Below are 17741 nucleotides of genomic sequence, written 5' to 3'. Positions count from 1 at the left end.
TCCGGTCCGAAGTATAGGCCGGGCCCGGGCCGGCGCTTAACGCGGCGCTGAGATGCGGCTGAGCTGGATTTACGCGGCCACCTCCAAGCTGCGCCGGCACCGCACGCCGGACGCGGTCGCCGGAGACGCCGTTTTGCCCATCGACAACGCTTTGCTGCGGCGTTTCCGTCCGCTGTTGTGGCTCGCCGCGTGCTTCTTGGCGATCTCGATGCTGACCCGCTTCGTCTTGCTGGTCCGCACCGGCGCCGGGATACCGCCGTCGCCGCGCTATTGGCTGTACGCCTACGAAGTCGGCCTGGGCTACGACCTGCTGGCTTTCGTCTATTTCGCCTGGCCGTTGGTGCTGCTGCTGTGGCTGTTGCCGGCGCGGGCGCCCGCCACGCGGATCGGCCATGCCGCCGTCTCCGGCTTGTGCCTGCTGATGCTGTTCGCGTCGTTGTTCGTCGCTGTCGCGGAGTGGACGTTCTGGGAGGAGTTCCAGACGCGCTTCAACTTCATCGCGGTCGATTATCTGGTCTATACCAACGAGGTGGTCGGCAACATCCGCGAATCGTATCCGGTGGGCTGGATCGTAGTTGCGCTGGCGGCGCTGGCGGCGGTCGTATTCGCCGTCCGCAAACCGGCGCTGCGCCGCGAGGACGGTTCGACGTTCGCCGCGCGCAGCGCTGTGGCGCTATCGTGGCTGGCGCTGAGCGTGCTCGGCACTTGGCTGGTGAACGCGGACCTCAAGGACCGCACCGACAACGCCTACGTCAACGAATTGGCCGGCAACGGCATCTACCAATTCTTCGCCGCGTACCGCAGCGCTTCGCTCGATTACGACCGCTTCTACCGCACCTTGCCGCTGGCCGAAGCTTTCGCCGAAGTGCGCCGGCAGCTCGCCACGCCCGACGCGCGTTTCGTCGACGACGACCCGACCGACATCGCCCGCGACATCCACAACGCCGCGCCGGAACGCAGGCTCAACGTGGTCCTGATCAGCGTCGAGAGCCTGTCGGCCGGCTACTCGGGCACCTACGGCCGCAAGCCCAGCCTGACGCCGCGCCTGGATGCGTTGAGCCGGGACAGCCTGGTGTTCGGCGACTTGATCGCATCGGGCACCCGCACCGTACGCGGGCTCGAAGCGCTGGCGTTGTCGGTGCCGCCGACGCCGGGCGAATCGATCGTCAAGCGCGGACGCAACGAAGGCCTGTACTCGCTGGCCGACGTGTTCAACCAGAAGGGCTACCGCTCCGAATTCCTGTACGGCGGCTACGGCGCGTTCGACAACATGAATTACTTCTTCGCCCACAACGGCTATGAAGTGCACGACCGCGCGCAGATTCCGGAGCCGGCGATCCACTACGCCAACATCTGGGGCGTGGCGGACGAGGACCTGTACACGATGTCGCTGGCCGAGTTCGACAAGGCGCATGCGGCGGGCAAGCCGTTCTTCGCCCACATCATGACCACTTCGAACCATCGCCCCTACACCTTCCCCGCAGGCCGCGGCCCGTGGCGGCAAGGCCAGCGCGAAAGCGCGGTGGCCTATACCGATTGGGCGATCGGCGATTTCATCGAACGCGCGCGCCGCAAGCCTTGGTTCGCGGACACCGTTTTTGTGATCACCGCCGACCATTGCGCGTCCAGTTCCGGCAAGGCGCAACTTCCCGCGTTTCGTTACCGCATTCCGATGTGGGTGTATTCGCCCGCGCACATCGCGCCGGGACGTTTCGACCGCATGCTCGGCCAGATCGATGTCGGGCCGACCATTCTCGGCCTGCTCGGCATGGATTACCGCAGCCATTTCTACGGCGTCGACGCTTTCCAGCGCGCGCCCGGACAGGAACGCGCCTTCATCGGCACCTATCAGCGATTGGGTTACGTGCGCGACGGGCAGTTGATCGAACTGTCGCCGCACCGGCGGATCGACGCGGTGCGCCCGACCTGGGATTCGGATCGCCCGCAGCCGCAGATTCCGCTGGACAGCAAGCTCGCGATACAGGCGATCAGCTACTACCAAACGGCGAGTTATCGCTACTCGCACCATTTGATGACGGCGGAAGGCGCTGCGCCCGGCGCGAGCGCAGTCGTCGGGGTTCCGTGATCTATGTGGCCAAGCCGACACCCCGTTCGTAAGTATCTGATTATTAAGCTGTAGCTATGGGATTCCCAAACTCCTGGCGATGCACTTGACTCGACCAATATTTTGATTATTCTAAAAATATGAAAACAAAAGCTGCCGTATCCCTTCTCGCCGGCCTCGCCCAAGAAACCAGGCTCTCGGTGTTCCGCCTCTTGGTCGAGCAAGGCCCGGAGGGGTTGCCCGCAGGCCAAATCGCCGAGCGCCTAGACATCAGCCCCGCGACCTTGTCGTTCCACTTGAAAGAACTCACGCACACCGGCCTGACCCAAGCGCGGCAAGAGGGCCGCTTTGTCATCTACTCGGCCAGCTACCGAACGATGGATGCGCTGTTGGCTTTCCTGACCGAGAACTGCTGCGCCGGCGCCGCTTGCGAAACCTCAACCTCTTCTTGCGCTGCACCCATCGCCTAATCCTGGAGCCTTCATGAAACGCCTGCACGTCCACGTTTCGGTCAAAGACCTATCCGAGAGCATTCGCTTCTATTCGGGCCTGTTTGCCGCCCCCCCCACTGTGGAGAAGCACGACTACGCGAAATGGATGCTGGACGATCCGCGCGTCAACTTCGCGATTTCGACCCATGCAGAGGCCGCCGGGGTAAACCATCTGGGAATTCAGACCGAAACCGCCGACGAGCTGGCCGAGCTCGAAGCCAGGGCGGATGCGGCCGGATTGGCTAGCGAACCGGAGGTGGGAGCGAACTGCTGCTACGCCCGCTCAGATAAGCATTGGCTCGAGGATCCGCAAGGCGTCGTCTGGGAAGCCTTCCACACGATGGGCGACATTCCGGTCTACGGTATGGGTCGGAACGGCCAGGCCACCCATGCCGAGGCGTGCTGCGCGCCAGCCAAACCGGAGGCTGTGCGCGCCTCGTCTTGCAGCGCGGCGAGCGGGTGCTGCTGATGCTGACCTTGCGCGCGGCGTCCGCAACCGATGCTCCGGTTATTCGCGATTTGCTGGCGACGGCGGCCCTACCGGTGGATGACCTGGAAAGCAGCGAGATCGACTTCGTCGTGGCCGAGCAAGCCGGAACGGTGCATGGGACGGTCGGCGTGCAGGCGCTCGGGAACATCGGATTGCTGCGATCGCTGGCGGTGTCGCCGGCAGCTCGGACGGCCGGCACCGGCACCGCCCTGGTCGACGCTATCGAAGCTCACGCAGCGGCCCGAGGCATCCGGCGGCTCGTGCTGCTGACCGAGACGGCAGCGCCCTTCTTCATGAAACGAGGCTATGCGCTTGCTGATCGCGCAACTATGCCCGAAGCGCTTCAAGACACGGCCGAGTTCCGATCGCTCTGTCCGTCGACCGCTACCTGCCTAGCCAAAGATCTCCGCCATGACTAAGCCTACGACATCCCTTCGCATGTCGTCGGTCAGCCTGATGCGTCTAAGCAGGAAGTTCACGACTATGGTGCCGGCACCCGGATTCGAACTGGGGACCTACCGCTTACAAGGCGGTTGCTCTACCGACTGAGCTATACCGGCATTTCGCTGCGGCGATCCGCCGCGGGCGCATTCTAGCGCGCGGCGTCAGCGCAGGCGCGCGCAATCCAGGGCGGGCGATTGCGCGGCGCCGGCAGCCTGGCGCAGGCGGGCGCGGTCGGCGTCGGCGCGCGCTTCGATGTCCAGCCACGACGGCCCGGCCGCGGCGGCTTCGCCCACCGGCCGGATCTGCGCATCGAAGCCGGCGGCGCGCAAGGCGGCCTGGCGGCGCTGCGCGGTGTCCTGCGAACCGTAGCGGCCAAGGGCGATGCCGTTGGCGTCGTCGCCGGTATTGATCAACAGGTAATCGTCGAAACCGGCGGCCTTGATCTTCTCGGTCGCGGCTTGGGCCAACTCGCGGCTCGCGAACGGCGGCAGCACCACGCTGTACGCGCGCGCCGGCGCGGCCGCTGCTTCGCGCGCGCGCAGACGCACGACCTGCGGACGCAAGCGCGTCTCGGCCGCGCGCATCGCCGCCGCATCGGCGAACGGACCGAGACTGAAGCATTGATTCGGCGCCGCGGGCGGCGGCGGCGTTTGCGCGGCCGCGACCGGAGCCGCCTGGGCGGGTGCGGACGCGGCCAGCGGTTTGGCTTCGGACAGCAATTGCAGGCGCGGCACGCCGGGCGGCGTCGCGGCGGCGGCCGGCGCTACCACATCGGGACGCAACAGCCACCACATCGCCACGCCCAGGTTGATGGCGATCAGCAGCACGATCAGGGCACGCGCGAACATGGCGGGTCCGGCAGGTTCGATGCGTTCCATTTTATTCGCCGCCGCTGCGATGCGCCCACTGCGCGAGGCCGCGCAGCACCAAATGTGACGCAATTTGCGCTTGCGGGAGATGCGCGGCCAGCGCGTCGGCGCCGCCGCCGTGCAGCAGCAATCCGGGCGCCGCGCCCAACGCCTCGGCGGCCTTCGCCAGGCTGCGTTCGATCAGCGCGACCGCCGCGCCTTCGCAACCCGAGGCCAGCGCGGCTTCGGTGTCGTCGGCGAATTCCGCGTAATCGCCGCCGACTTCGGGCAACTGACGCGCGCGCTGGTGCAAAGCCTCGCGCATCAGCGCGGGCGATGGCGCGATCCGGCCGCCCCGGTGCGCGCCTTCGCCATCGAGCAGATCGATGGTCAGCGCGGTGCCGACCCCGGCCACCAGCCATGCGCCGCCGCGCGCATGCGCGGCGAGTAAAGCCAAGAAACGGTCGACGCCGAGCTTGTCCGGCTTCGCGTAGGCGATGCGCAAACCCGCGAAATGCGCGGCGGTGCGCGCCACGGCGGTGCGCGCGAAACGTTGCGACAGCGCTTCCTGCAACGCCGCCGTCGTCTGCGCCGAAGCGACGCTGGCCAGATAAGCGATGTCGCCGTCGCGCGGCAACGCGGCTTCGATCGCCGCGGCGAAATCGCCTTCGCCGTGCGCGATCGCGACGACCTTGCCGGGCTCGCCGTCAGCCGTCAACGGCGCCATCTTCAGCCGCGTATTGCCCAGATCGAACAACCAACGCGTCATCGCCGCGCCTCCTGCGCCCCGACGCGCCTCACGCTGACTTCGCCGGAATGGAAAACGCCTTCGCCATCGGCCAAGCGTACCCGCAAGGCGCCGTCGGCGGCGATCCCCGTCGCGATACCCTCATGCGACGCATTTCCGGTCAGCACCGACACCGCTTCTCCGCGCAAGGCATCGTATTTTTCGTAGCGCGGCAGGAACGGCGCCAGGCCCTCGGCATCGAACAAATCGAACGCGGCCAGCATCCGATCGAGCAGCGCCGCGGCGACGGCGTTGCGCGTCGGCGTTCCGTCGCGCAGCGAGGCCAAGTCGATCCACGGCTGATCGATGCTCTGCGCTGCGGCGGCCGGCATGCGCACGTTCAATCCGAGTCCGATCACCGCCCGCACCGGGCCGGCATGCTCGCCGCCGCCTTCGACCAGGATGCCGCCGAGCTTGCGGCCATCGGCCAGCAGATCGTTCGGCCATTTCAAACGCACGCCGTCGTAGCCCAGCGCAGGCAGCGCCTCGGCCACGGCGACGCCGGCGACCAGGCTCAAGCCGCCCAGGCGCGCCAAACCGCCGCCGAATTGGCGCGACAACGACAGATAAAGATTGGCCGCGAGCGGCGACGACCACGCGCGGCCGCGACGGCCACGGCCGCCGCTTTGGCGTTCGGCCAACAGGATGTCGGCGCCTTGCGCCGGCGCCGCGCGGCGCAGCAGTTCGGAATTGGTCGAGTCGATCTGCCACGCGGCTTCCAGCGAAGCGATGCCGGCGCGCTGCGCGGGTGCGATGCCGGCCCGGATCGCCTCCGCGTCCAGCAAGTCCAAAGGTTGCGCCAGGGCGTAGCCGCGGCCGGCCTGGGCGTCGATCGCCACGCCGGCTTCGCGCAGCGCTTGGATCTTTTTCCAGATCGCCGCGCGGGTCAGCCCCGAAGCTTCGGCCAGCGCATCGCCCGAGACCGGGCCCTGGATCAGGCGGGCCAGCAGTTCGCGTTCGTTCATCTTGAGGCTCTGCGCCGGACCCTACGCGGTGCGCTAGGAGCGACGCCGGACAATGCGCGCAACGGGCAGGCGGCCAAGAAAACCGGCGGCAGCGGCGCGTACGGCATGCGGAAGGCGGTCATCGGGTGGCCGGGCAGTCTGGCCGAAAGCGGAAAAGACGCATGCTGCGATGCAACATGCAACCCTCAGCGCCATCCCTGCATCCAAGGTATAGTCCGCAATGCGAGCGGCCGTCTTCGGCTGGCTGTTTGCACCCCACAGGGAACCCCTTCGTCATGGTCCGACTCAGTCTCGCATTGCTGCTGTTGTGCGCTTGCACAAGCGTCTCCGCGCGAAACATCGGGCTGCAGAGCCCGAACGGGGAGTCCGGCTCGTGCCCGGAGGTCGAGACCCAAGCGGCCGAAACCCCGGCGCCCAAAACGAACGCCGGACACACGACCGCCCGCACCAAGCCGGCCGCCAAGCCCGCGCCGGCCGCTCAGGGCGGCGGCGGCGGCGAAACGGCGCCCCGCAGCCAAGGCCCGCGCTGGCACAGCTTCCTGCCGGGCATGTTCCGCTGACCGGCGGCCGCGCGGCCGCCGCATGCGCAAACTCCTGCAACGCCTGCGGCCCAAGCCGCCGAACGTCGATGCCGCGATTTGGCGGCATGTACGCAAGGCCGTGCCTTGGGTCGCCGCGCTAGACGACGATCGCGCCGAACGCCTGCGCGCGCTGAGCGCGCAATTCCTGCATCGCAAAGCGATCACGCCGCTCGCCGGCCTCGAACTCGACGCCACTCAGCGCGCGCTGCTCGCGGCGTTGTGCTGCCTGCCCTTGCTCGAATTCGGCGCCGAAGGCTTGCGCGGCTGGTCGCAGTTGCTGGTGTATCCGGAAGCGTTCCGGGTCAACCGCAGCCACATCGATGCCGCCGGCGTGATGCACGAATGGGACGACGAACTGATCGGCGAGGCTTGGGAAGCCGGTCCGGTGATCCTGTCCTGGGCCGACGTCCAAGCCGATCTGGCCGAACCCGACGCCGGCTTCTGCGTGGCCGCGCACGAAATCGCGCACAAGCTCGACGCCTTGGACGGCGCGCTGGACGGCACGCCGCCGCTGCCGCGCGAATGGCAGAAGCGATGGGCGCGCGATTTCCAAGCCGCTTACGACGCGCTTTGCTTGCAGGTCGAAAGCGGACGCCAGACCGCGATCGACGAATACGCGGCCGAAGCCCCGGAAGAATTCTTCGCGGTCGCCAGCGAATACCATTTCTCCGCGCCGGATGTCTTGCGCGAAGCGATGCCGGAAGTCGCCGAACATTTGGTCGAGTTCTACGGCCCCTCGCCGTTCGCTATTTCTTCGTAGAGCGGAGCTTGCTTCGCTGCTTTCGCTTTTGATCCGGCTCTATGTAGGAGCGGCTTTAGTCGCGAGTTTTTTCCTTCAAATCGCGACATTACGGCGATTTCAGAGAAAGGGCTCGCGGCTAAAGCCGCTCCTACGAAAAGCAGTGCAAGCGCAGCGGAGCAAGCTCCGCTCTACACAGTACGGCGTCAGAGACCGGGGGGCAGCTTGATCTCGAACCGGGCGCCGCCCAGTTCCGCCGACGAGCTCACTTCCATCTCGCCGCGATAGCCGTGGACGATATCCTGCACGATCGCCAAACCGATGCCGTGGCCTTGCACGCGCTCGTCGCCGCGTACGCCGCGCTGCAGCAGCTGGGCGACGTTTTCCGGGGCGATGCCGGGGCCGTCGTCGTCCACCGCCAGCATCAAGCCGGGACGGCGGTTGGTGGTGGCCGGACCGCGATGGGCGGTGAGCAGCACCCGCCGCCGCGCCCATTTGAACGCGTTCTCCAACAAGTTGCCGAGCAGCTCCTGCAGATCGCCCGACTCGCCGTGGAAGCGCGCTTGCGGATCGATGTCGAATTCGCAGATCACGCCCTTGCTGGAATAGATCTTCTCCAGGCCGCGCACGATCTGTTCGGCGTGCGCCTCGATCTCCACCGGCGCGGCGAACAAGGTGTGCCCGCCGGACGCCGCGCGCGCGAGCTGGTACGAAACCAGGCCGTTCATGCGGCGCAGTTGGATGTCCAATTCTTCGCGCAATTCGCCGGCCGGCGCGCCGTCGTCCAGGCGCGTGCGCAGCACCGCCAGCGGCGTCTTCAGGCTGTGCGCCAGATCGGCCAAGGTGTTGCGCTGGCGGTCGAGGTTCTCGCGTTCGCTCTCGATGAAAGCGTTGATGCTGTCGGTGAGCGGTTCCAGCTCGCGCGGGTGGCGCTCGCTCATGCGCAGGGCCACGCCGCGCTGCACGCGCTTGAGTTCGGCGATCACGCGCCGCAGCGGCCACAGGCTCCAGCGCAGCACCACCAGCTGCAGCAGCAGCAGCACCGCGCCGCCGATGCTCATGTAGCCCCACAGCGCGCGCCGGAACACGGTGATCTGCGCCTGCACCTGGCGCGTGTCTTCCATCACGTAGATCGTGTAGGGGAATTCGGCCGCGGTCGAACGTTCGGGCCAGACGAAACCCTTGCCGTAACGGTAGACCTGGCCGGCCTCGCCGTTGATCTGGACGATGGGCAAGGGGCCGTCGAAGCTGGTTTCGCCGGGCGCCAGCATGCTCGGCTCGGGCAGGCGCGGCCCCTGCGCCGACATCGACGTCCATGCCGGCGCGTCGGCCAGCGCGATCGCCGCGTACAGGCCGCTGCCCGGCCGGTCGAAACGCGGATCCGGCGGCAAGTCGGGGGCGATGATGCCGCCGGCGATGTCGAAATCGGTGTCGGCGGCGTAGGCCAGGGCGAAGCTTTCCAGGCGCTGACGCTGGTTGGTTTCGGCGGTGTCGACGAAGGCGCGGTCGAGCGCGTAGCCCGCCAAGGCCAGGAACGCGATCAAACCCAAGCTGGCCGCCAGCAACTGGCGCGCGGCGAGCGAACGCGGGCGCCAGACTTCAGCCACGTTCGCGGTTCCGGAGAAGGTCGGTCATCGGCACGGCGTTAGCGTGCAGCATGGCAGCGGCGGCGGCAACGTCGCGGGCCGCCGCCAAGGGAGCGCGCCGAACGCGCCTCAGCCTTCGTTGCTGCGCGCGATCGCGAAGCGGTAGCCGCGGCCGCGCACGGTCTCGATCGGCTTCAAGGCGCCGTCCGGGTCCAGCTTCTTGCGCAAGCGGCCGATGAAGACTTCGAGCACGTTGGAGTCGCGGTCGAAATCCTGCTGGTAGATGTGCTCGGTCAAGTCGGCCTTCGAGACCAGCTCGCCGGCGTGCATCATCAGGTATTCCAGCACTTTGTACTCGTAGCTGGTCAGGTCGACGTTGGCGCCGTTGACGCTGACCGTCTGCGCGGCCAGATCCAAAGTGACCGGGCCGCATTCCAGGGTCGGCTTGCTCCAGCCGGCGGCGCGCCGGACCAGCGCATTGATCCGCGCGAGCAGTTCTTCGACGTGGAAAGGCTTGACCAAGTAATCGTCGGCGCCGTGCTTGAGGCCGTCGACCTTGTCCTGCCAGCTCGAGCGCGCGGTCAGGATCAGCACCGGAAACTGCTTGCCTTCGTCGCGCAGCGCCTTGATCAGCTCCATGCCCGACATCTTCGGCAGACCCAAATCGATGATGCCCACGTCGAACGGCACCTCGCGGCCCATGTACAGGCCTTCCTCGCCGTCTTGCGCGGCGTCCACCGCGTAGCCTTCGCGCTTCAGGCGCGCAGCGAGGGTTTCGCGCAGCGGGGCTTCGTCTTCGACGAGCAGGATTCTCATCAGCGAACTCCAAAAGAGGGATCGGCCGGCCGCAGCCGGAGACAATGCGGAGACGGGCTAGAGGTTGGGCTCGTCGTCGTCATCGCGGCGTGTACGGGCGTCGGCGCTACGGCCGCGCTGCGAAGGATCGTCGACGTAGACGCGAACGCGGCCTTGGCCATCGACCACCTTGACCCGGTTGAGCTCGCGGCCATCGTACTGGAGCCGTTCGGCGCTGAGTACCTGGCCGCGGGTTTCCCGCTCGACCCGGCGCACCGAATCGGACAGCTCCGAACCGCGCCGGTCGCGGTCGGATTGGCCCTGTCCGCGATCGCGCGGATCCTGGTAGCGTTCCCGCTGCGGTACGGCCTGCGCACGCACCGGCTCCGCCGCGCCTGCGGCGAGGACGGTCAGCAGCACCAGCAGCAGGGGGCGGCACAGCGGCGACATGGGCAATCTCGGGATCCAGCACAGGACGACGGACCAGAGGATCCGTTCGGGAAGTCGATTTTCGAAAGCCGGCAGTGAATCCGTCCTTAACTTTTGCCGGTGCGGCAGGCTGCGGTTCAGTCCCGGCGGCGCCGAAAGGAGCTCAGAACAGCTCGGCTACGCAGCAGCGCAGCGAGCCGCCGGCCGATTCTATGGTCCGCAGATCGACCGAGCGGACCTCGAATCCCGCGTCGGCCAGCACCGCGCGGTCGGCCGGGGCCAAAGCGCTTTCGGCCGCGGCGCTCATCCAAACGGCATCCTCGGACAGAGCGATCGCATTGCCGGCGAAGGCCAGGCGCTGGGCGGCGGTCAGGCGCAGCGCATGCGCGTACGCGCCGGCGATGGCCTCGGCGACCGCCGGATCGGCGAAGCCATCGGCGCAGACCAGGACCGCGCGCCCGGCCAATACGGCCAGCACGACGTTGCTGTGGTACTCGCCGGGCGCCAAGTCGAACAGCAGCGTGGCCCGCAGGCCGAAGGCTTCGTGCATCAGCCGCGCGCCTTCCTCGTCGCAGCGTTCGGATAAGCCGCAGAAGCCAAGGCCGCGGGCGCGGTCGATCACCAACGCGCCGGTCAGCTCGCAAGCGTGCGGTTGGCGCGAGAGATCGGTTTCGGCGTAGCCCAGCACGTCGCGGAACCAGCCGCGGATGTCGTCGCGCTCGGCCTCGCGCTGCCGCACCGGATGGCGCATGCGGCCTACGATCAGCTTGCCCGACGCGGTCGCGAAGACGTTGTTCGGAAACAATGCGTCGGGCGCATCCGGATCGCCCGGAAAGCAGATCGTCGGCAAGCTTTGCGACAACGCGCGCTGCAGTTCGCGGTGTTCGGCCGAAGCGCGCGCCGCATCGAACGCATCGGCGCCGGCCATGTAGCGATTGTCCTGCGCCGACTGGTCGGCACGGGCGAAACCGTCGGGCGCGACCAAGAATGCGGCTTTCGCGGTCGCCGGGCCGAAATCCGGCGCGCAGCCGCGGGCGAAGGCGAAAAAGGCGTCGGCAGCGCGCGTGATCATTTGTCAGGCGGCGACGCGGGAATGCGGCGCTGTCGCGGCGATCGCGCTTTCGATCAAGGACCAGTCCGCGCCGGAGCGATGCGCGCCTTCGCTGAGGATTTGCCGGAACGCGCGCCCGCCCGGCTGGCCGTGGAACAAGCCCAGCACGTGGCGCGCGATGTGCTTGAGCGCGACGCCGTTCGCGAGCTGCGCTTCCACGTACGGCCGCAGCGCGCGCAATAGTTCGGCACGCGTCCGCAAATCGCCGCCGAACCAGGCGACATCGAGCCGGTGCAACAAATACGGATCGTGATACGCGGCCCGGCCGAGCATCGCGCCGTCGGCATGCGCCAAATGCGCCGTCGCTTCGGCCTCGCTCGCGATGCCGCCGTTGACCACCACCGCCAGCGCCGGCCGGTCGCGCTTCAACGCATACGCCCAGTCGTAGCGCAGCGGCGGCACTTCGCGGTTTTCCTTCGGCGACAAACCCTTCAACCAGGCGTTGCGTGCGTGGACGACGAAAGTGCCGCAGCCGGCTTGCGCGACCGTGTCGATGAAATGCAGGAAACGCGAATATTCGTGGTCGTCGTCCACCCCGAGCCGGCACTTCACCGTCACCGGCACCGTGCAGGACGCGATCATCGCCGCGACGCTGTCGGCGACCAACGTCGGTTCGCGCATCAAGCAGGCGCCGAAACGCCCGGCCTGGACCCGGTCGGAAGGACAACCGACGTTGAGATTGATCTCGTCGAAGCCGCGCTCGGCGCCGATTTGCGCCGCCTGCGCCAACATCGCCGGCTCGCTGCCGCCCAATTGCAACGCGACCGGATGCTCGACCGGATCCATCGCCAACAACCGGCCGCGATCGCCCAACAGCACCGCATTGGCATGCACCATCTCGGTGTACAGCCGCGCATGCGGCGCCAGCAGCCGGTGGAACACGCGGCAATGCGTGTCCGTCCAGTCCATCATCGGCGCGACAGCGAGAGTTTTTCCGTCGTAATTCAACGAATTGTCCAAAAAATCAAAAAACGCTTAGCTCAGTGCACACATGGCGCACGCGGAAATGGCGGCGATCGTCGGGTGCGAGCCAGTGTCGGATCCAGGTCCGAGGCAGGCAATCGTACCTGCAGGTGGGCGACATGTGCGAGCTCGGCAAGGCGCCGTGGCGCCCAAATAGTTCGCCCTCGACGCACTCAAGGACAAGCTTGGGCCGGGGGTCGGCGGCGTGCCGTCTTCGCCGCTCGCGCCGGCTCGTCCTTAGGTGTGCGGTGGCAGCTTGGTAAACAGGACGCATCCTGTAAATAGTTCGTTGTAGCGGGATGCGCATCGCGAATCGACGACCGCCGTGTCCTATACCGGCTGGCCCTGCCGTTGAAAGGGATATCCCCCGCAGTGGCGCGTCAGCGCACTGCGACAACGCAGGAGTAATTGAGCATGGAGCCGCTGTTCCGTCTGGTCTTGACGCGTCCCGCCATCGCGCAAGACCCCAAAAACCCCAGCATCCGCCTATCGCAGAACACGCCCTACCAAATCGCGCTACTGCGCCTGGCAGGCAGCGGCAATCGTCAGGGCCTCAAGGATCTGGCCAGGAAGTTCATCGAAACCGAGGACTTTCTCGGGAATCCGTCCGACACGCCGCTTGCCGAACAGCTCGCTGCCTTCTCCGAAGCCCTCGATGGCCTGGAGAACGAGGATGAGGTGAACCCGGACGATGTGTCCCGGGCGATCAAGGACCATTTCGGCACCGAGCCGGCCTCGCTAGTGAAAAAGGACGCTTTCGCGAGCGCACTGTCGCGTCTTCGCGACAGCATTACCGCCATCAAGCAACTTCCCGAAGAGCACTTCCGTCCCGTCGAAACGCTGACCGGACAACTGCGCACGTTGGAAGTCGTGATGAAGGCTGCCGAGGACGAGACATTCCCGGAAACCCCGGCCGCATTGCGCCGATATCGCCGCCGATCGGTCGAGCTGCCGTCCAAGGAGCGCCTGCTTTCGATCCTGCGCTTGAGCCAGGAGCAGCGCGACAAGGCCCGCAAGGCGCGCGAAGACGCGCAGGGCGCGCATCGGAAGTCCGTCGACGCGCTCATCGCGCGCCATCGCAGCCTGACGGCCGCGCTCCAAGAACTCGCCAAGTTCGGCGGCGAAGATTTCGAGAGCACCCAACCCCAACCCGCCAAGCAACGCGATCCGATCAAGGGACTGGAAATCGAAGCGATGTTGCGGTCGCGCGCGGGGTTCTCCGAAAAGCTGTCCGACTTGCAGTTGCGGCATTGGGAGCGGGTCTTGAACAACCCGCGCGAGAACGGCGAGCCTCGCACGCTCACGCCGCTGTCCGAGGACACCGGCGGCGACAAACTTCGGTCCCTCGCGTTGGCCGGCAGTCCTGCGATCACCGCCGCACAATTCCGCAAGGAAGGCCTGCGCTTGACGGAAACGGCCGCGGGCAAGCTCAGCCAGTCCACTCAGAAGGTGCTCAAGGAACAGGCTCTCGCACCCGAGCGCATGGGCATGGAGCGCATCGTCGCCGATCTGACGAAGGCGCGTGAAGCGACCCAGTCCGAACTGGTCAATACGCTGGGCCCGGTCGTCGAGCGCCGCTTTAAGCGCGTGGGCGGCACGCTGGTGGCCATGAAGACCACCAGGGCCTCCATGATGGGCAGCGTGCTCAGCGGCATCGGCGCCCTGCCGGGCTTCTTCCCGTTCGGGGAGAGCGTTCCTGGCACGCGTGGCGAGGTCAAGCCCGCGGGGGTTGCGGACCTGCTTATGGTGCGCCAGCAGCTGATCGGCTACGAGGGGGCCGATGTCGCCCACATCGAGAATGTGCTCAAGGGCGAGCGCAAGGAGCGCGAACACACCACCAAGAAGCAGACCGAGGAAATCACCTTCCTGGAAACGGAGGTGTCGACTTCGCAGGAACGGGAGCTGGAAACGACCGACCGGTTCGAAATGACCCGGGAAAGCAGCGAAACGATCAAGGAAGATGCCTCATTGAAAGCGGGGCTCACGGTCTCGGGCAAATATGGTCCGACGGTGGAATTCACCGCCAGCGCCGAAGGCTCGCTCTCGCGCTCCAAAGAGGAAGCGACCAAGTCCGCATCGAGCTTCTCTCAGGACGTCACCCAGCGCAGCTCCAACAAGATCAGCGAGAGAGTGCTGAAGCGAACCACTCTCCGCATCACCAACGAGGTGGCGGAGAAAAACAGCCACATCCTGGACAACACCGGCGGTACCGGGCACATCTCCGGCGTCTACCAGTGGGTCAACAAGGTCTACCAGGCGCAGATGTTCAACTACGGCCTGCGCACCATGTTCGACTTCATGGTGCCCGAACCCGCGGCCTATCTGATCAAGGCCATGCAGTCGGCGCACGAAAGCGCCGTGGAGTTGGAAAAGCCCGAGGAATTCACCCTCACGCCCGAGCAGATCACCGAAACCAACTACGGCGACTGGGTGAACGCCTATTCGGCGACCGACGTGTCCCCGCCGCCGGAGATGTACCGCACGGTGGCCGCGGACTTCAAGGCCAACGACGAAGAGCCGCCCACGATGATGAACCACTCCGGGCAGATCGCCATCGAAGACGGCTACGAGGCGATCAAAGCGTATCTCGGCACGCTGGTCTTCTACTGGGAGCAGAATTGGGCGCTGTTCGCGGTGGTCGGCGACAACTTCCGCCAGATCAGCATGGACGACGACATGACCTATCCGACCATGCAGACGCTTACGCTCTCCAACGAAACGGGCAGCGTGCCGTTCGCGATGATCACCAATCGCGTGGCCAACGTGGGGCTTACGATCGAGGTGAAGTGCCAGCGCACGGAGCTCGCGATGCGCAAGTGGCGGGCCGACACCCACGCCAAGCTGCTGAGCGCCTACCGGGCTCGCCTGTCCGAGTACGAAGAAAAACTGGCCAACATCGAAGTACAAGCAGGCGTGGCGATCAAGGGCGCCAACCCGGCGTTGAACCTGGAACGCATGAAGGACGAGTTGAAGAAGGACTGCATCAGCATCCTGACCGACCAGCATTACGACCTGTTCGATGCGATCGAGAGCGCCCCGAGCACCGGCATGCCCCAGATCGACGTATCCGAGGCGGCCAAGGAAGGAGCGTACGTCCGCTTCTTCGAACAAGCCTTCGAGTGGGAACACCTGACCTGGATCACCTATCCCTACTTCTGGGGCCGCAAGAGCGAGTGGGAAGACCGCATCGCGTTCGACGATCCCGACCCGCTCTTCACCCAGTTCCTCAAAGCGGGCTACGCGCGCGTGTCGGTGCCGGCACGGCCCGGTTTCGAAGGCGCCATCGACCACTTCATGACCTATGGCGAGTTGTGGGAGGGCGGTCCGCTTCCAACCATCAGCAGTCCTTTGTATCTGCCCATCGCCGACGAAATCGCCGAACGGCTGGATCGACCCGGCGACGAAATCCCGCAAGGCGAGCCTTGGACCGTGCGCATCCCGACCAATTTGGTGCATCTGCGCCCGGACGATCGGCTGCCCAAATGGGAGCAGAACGAAGAGGGCGAATGGGTCGAGGTCGAGACGCTCTAGGACGCAGCGTCATGGCCGGAATCAAACCCTATGAGGCGGCACGCGATGCTGCCAAAAAACGGCTGACTGCGCTGCTGTTGGGCGGAAAGGCGAGCGCGGGCGAGCTCGCCACCGCCCGGCTGGCGGTAGAGATCATGGAGCGGGAGCTGAAAAGCCCCGGCTCGGTTCTCGTCTACGACAAGCTTCCGCCCGACAAGCAGGGGTTCACGGGCGCGGAACGCTGGCGCATCGATGCGCAGAAGAAAGCCGGGCTGCAACTGGATCCGCAGTTCCTGTCGCCAACCGATCGGCTGACCAAAGCGCGGGAGTATCTGGATCTGGGCCAACGTATCGTGAGCGAAAAACGGGTGCGCCAACAGGCGGTGGTCGATCGGCAAAACGGCAAGAGCTACCTGATCCACGGAGAGCTTCCGATCGTCGGCGAAGTCATGAAACTTGTGGCGAGCGAGCTGATGGGCTGGTTCGGAGCGCAACCCAATTCCAAGGCCGCCATGTCGATGAGCGCGCAGGCCGGGCTTGCGACCATGCTTGCCGAGCGGCCGGATCTGGTGCTGATGGTGCGCCTGGCCCAGAGCGCACCTTTGGACAGCGAAGTGAGGAATGTGCCGGTGGATCGCCCGGCGGCGGTGGAAGCGATCGAGCTCGCCATCGCCTTCATCCCCGTCGTCGGCAACGCGGTGGCGGCCTATGAGGCCTATGCGGGCCGGGATTTGTTCGGTTATGCCTTGACCGACATCGAGCGCGGCATCCTCGGCGCCAGCGTGCTGCTGCCGATGGCGGGCCGATTGGTGAAGGGCGGGCGCGTGCTCTATACCGAGGTGCGGCTGGTGCAGCTTTACGGGCGCGATGCGGCCGCATGGTCGAAGGTCGTCAAAGCCAGCGGCCGGGCCGAAACCGCATCGACGTTCAAGGCCATCCGCGATGTAGAGGCCGCGGGCAACGAGTTGCGCGCCCAGACCAAGATCCTGGGCCAGGTCGCGACCGATGCGGCACCGGCGATGAAGGAGGTGATCAAGGGATCGAGTTCGGCGTCGTCCGCCGTCGACGCGGAGATCGCCAAGCTCCTGACGGACCTGCAATCCGCGAGTGCCGCCATGAAGTCGCTGGACGCGCCCGCTATCCGCCGCTGCGTCGGCAAGGGCCCCAATGTCGATCATCTGAAGGGCCAACTGCTCGAAGAACTGCTGGAAAGCAAGATCTTGCCCTGGCTGCGCGAGCGCGCCGGCTCGTTCGCGCTAGGCGTCCAGGTGCCCGCCGGGAAGAAGCTGGAGTTCATTCCCGGGCACATGATTCGCGACATCAAGGGCCGGCAAATCACCGACGGCATTCTCGCCTACCGCGACGCCGGCAAACTTCAGATCGTGGCCGTATTCGAGGCCAAAGCCGGCAAGCGTGCGGCGCGCGAACTGAGCAAGGCCTCCGGCTCGCTGGGGTCGTTGACCAAGGACGAACTCGCGGAACTTCGCGCCTATGCGCGGGACATCATCTTCGACCGCCGCATCGAAGCCGCCCGCAACGGCAAGCGGTATCGCGGAAAACTCAGCGACATCATGCGCGAGATATCGCTGTCCGAGTCGGGCGGGCAGGTGCGGCGCGATATCGAACGCCTCGCCCAGGCCGGCGGCTCGTCGGCCCTCAATATCGGATCGGAAATCATCCCGGTCAGTATCTCGCCCCAGAAGACCAAGTTCTTCGGAATCGTGCCCAAGAACGCCTCGGTCAACACGATCGAGGCGCAACTCAAGAAAGAGAAGTTCGCCTACGAACTGATCGCGGTCGAACTCAAAGACAGCGAACTCAAATCGTTGGCCGATAAAATGAAACCCTTGGCAGAGAAATTGTCGGCGCCGAGCCCCTGAAAAGCGCAATCGGCCCGATCAGAAATATGTAAACGCCGCCTTTGCGGGCTATTCGCC

Annotated in this window: 16 protein-coding genes and 1 tRNA gene; 8 read left to right on the top strand and 9 right to left on the bottom strand. The window is 66.1% G+C overall.

Translation table 11 applies throughout. The features are described 5' to 3' along the window. Positions 1-52: 52 nt before the first annotated feature. The 4 genes from FCE95_RS15955 to arsN2 all read left to right on the top strand — a co-directional run bounded on the left by FCE95_RS15955 (position 53) and on the right by arsN2 (position 3465). Entirely contained in the window at positions 53-2086 is a 2034-nt protein-coding gene (locus tag FCE95_RS15955) for an LTA synthase family protein (RefSeq protein WP_137268022.1), read from the top strand. Positions 2087-2205: 119 nt separating this feature from the next. Continuing rightward, a complete protein-coding gene (locus tag FCE95_RS15950) occupies positions 2206-2535 on the top strand; it encodes an ArsR/SmtB family transcription factor (RefSeq protein WP_137268021.1) in 330 nt (109 codons plus the stop codon). Positions 2536-2548: 13 nt separating this feature from the next. Further along, complete coding sequence (locus tag FCE95_RS15945; protein ID WP_137268020.1) at positions 2549-3025, top strand: ArsI/CadI family heavy metal resistance metalloenzyme; 477 nt, start codon at positions 2549-2551, stop codon at positions 3023-3025. Beyond that, positions 3025-3465 carry an arsenic resistance N-acetyltransferase ArsN2 gene (gene arsN2 / locus FCE95_RS15940; protein WP_223266951.1) on the top strand — a complete coding sequence of 147 codons (441 nt, stop codon included), beginning with the start codon at positions 3025-3027 and terminating at the stop codon, positions 3463-3465. The genes FCE95_RS15945 and arsN2 overlap by 1 nt, the downstream gene beginning before the upstream one ends. A gap of 65 nt (positions 3466-3530) precedes the next feature. Here arsN2 and FCE95_RS15935 read toward each other — a convergent pair. The 4 genes from FCE95_RS15935 to birA form a co-directional block, all read right to left on the bottom strand. Further along, positions 3531-3606, bottom strand: a tRNA-Thr gene (locus FCE95_RS15935). Positions 3607-3651: 45 nt separating this feature from the next. Continuing rightward, a complete protein-coding gene (locus FCE95_RS15930) occupies positions 3652-4338 on the bottom strand; it encodes an SPOR domain-containing protein (RefSeq protein WP_137268018.1) in 687 nt (228 codons plus the stop codon). Positions 4339-4369: 31 nt separating this feature from the next. Next, positions 4370-5107 carry a type III pantothenate kinase gene (locus tag FCE95_RS15925; RefSeq protein ID WP_137268017.1) on the bottom strand — a complete coding sequence of 246 codons (738 nt, stop codon included), beginning with the start codon at positions 5105-5107 and terminating at the stop codon, positions 4370-4372. Continuing rightward, positions 5104-6090 carry a bifunctional biotin--[acetyl-CoA-carboxylase] ligase/biotin operon repressor BirA gene (gene birA, locus FCE95_RS15920; protein ID WP_137268016.1) on the bottom strand — a complete coding sequence of 329 codons (987 nt, stop codon included), beginning with the start codon at positions 6088-6090 and terminating at the stop codon, positions 5104-5106. Before birA ends, FCE95_RS15925 begins: the two co-directional genes overlap by 4 nt. 275 nt (positions 6091-6365) lie before the next feature. Between birA and FCE95_RS15915 the strand changes: the two genes are divergently transcribed. Then, positions 6366-6650, top strand: coding sequence for a hypothetical protein (locus FCE95_RS15915; protein WP_137268015.1), 285 nt, complete (start codon positions 6366-6368; stop codon positions 6648-6650). Positions 6651-6672: 22 nt separating this feature from the next. Beyond that, positions 6673-7431, top strand: a complete 759-nt coding sequence (locus FCE95_RS15910; protein WP_189644808.1) for a M90 family metallopeptidase — start codon at positions 6673-6675, stop codon at positions 7429-7431. A gap of 185 nt (positions 7432-7616) precedes the next feature. Here FCE95_RS15910 and FCE95_RS15905 read toward each other — a convergent pair whose 3' ends face one another. From FCE95_RS15905 to dusA, 5 genes are all read right to left on the bottom strand, one after another. Next, positions 7617-9017 carry an ATP-binding protein gene (locus FCE95_RS15905; protein ID WP_223266937.1) on the bottom strand — a complete coding sequence of 467 codons (1401 nt, stop codon included), beginning with the start codon at positions 9015-9017 and terminating at the stop codon, positions 7617-7619. A gap of 108 nt (positions 9018-9125) precedes the next feature. After that, complete coding sequence (locus tag FCE95_RS15900) at positions 9126-9812, bottom strand: response regulator transcription factor (protein ID WP_137268014.1); 687 nt, start codon at positions 9810-9812, stop codon at positions 9126-9128. 57 nt (positions 9813-9869) lie between these two features. Further along, the gene (locus FCE95_RS15895; protein WP_223266936.1) at positions 9870-10241 is read right to left on the bottom strand and encodes a hypothetical protein; all 372 of its coding nucleotides are present in this window, start codon (positions 10239-10241) and stop codon (positions 9870-9872) included. Between the two features lie 142 nt (positions 10242-10383). After that, entirely contained in the window at positions 10384-11292 is a 909-nt protein-coding gene (locus tag FCE95_RS15890; protein WP_137268013.1) for an arginine deiminase-related protein, read from the bottom strand. 3 nt (positions 11293-11295) lie between these two features. After that, positions 11296-12291 (bottom strand): tRNA dihydrouridine(20/20a) synthase DusA, encoded by a 996-nt coding sequence (dusA, locus tag FCE95_RS15885; protein ID WP_262982810.1) that lies wholly within the window; start codon positions 12289-12291, stop codon positions 11296-11298. Positions 12292-12708: 417 nt separating this feature from the next. Here dusA and FCE95_RS15880 point away from each other — a divergent pair, with 417 nt between their 5' ends. Next, positions 12709-15825: a hypothetical protein gene (locus FCE95_RS15880; protein WP_137268011.1), complete on the top strand. Its 3117-nt coding sequence runs from the start codon at positions 12709-12711 to the stop codon at positions 15823-15825. Positions 15826-15836: 11 nt separating this feature from the next. Continuing rightward, positions 15837-17684 carry a pre-toxin TG domain-containing protein gene (locus tag FCE95_RS15875; RefSeq protein WP_189644807.1) on the top strand — a complete coding sequence of 616 codons (1848 nt, stop codon included), beginning with the start codon at positions 15837-15839 and terminating at the stop codon, positions 17682-17684. The last annotated feature ends 57 nt before the right edge of the window (positions 17685-17741 follow it).

The sequence above is a fragment of the Luteimonas gilva genome (assembly GCF_005239095.1).
In the GTDB taxonomy this organism is placed as follows: Bacteria; Pseudomonadota; Gammaproteobacteria; order Xanthomonadales; family Xanthomonadaceae; genus Luteimonas_C; species Luteimonas_C gilva.
Note: the sequence above shows the minus strand (reverse complement) of the source record. Positions and strands in the feature narration are given on the sequence as shown.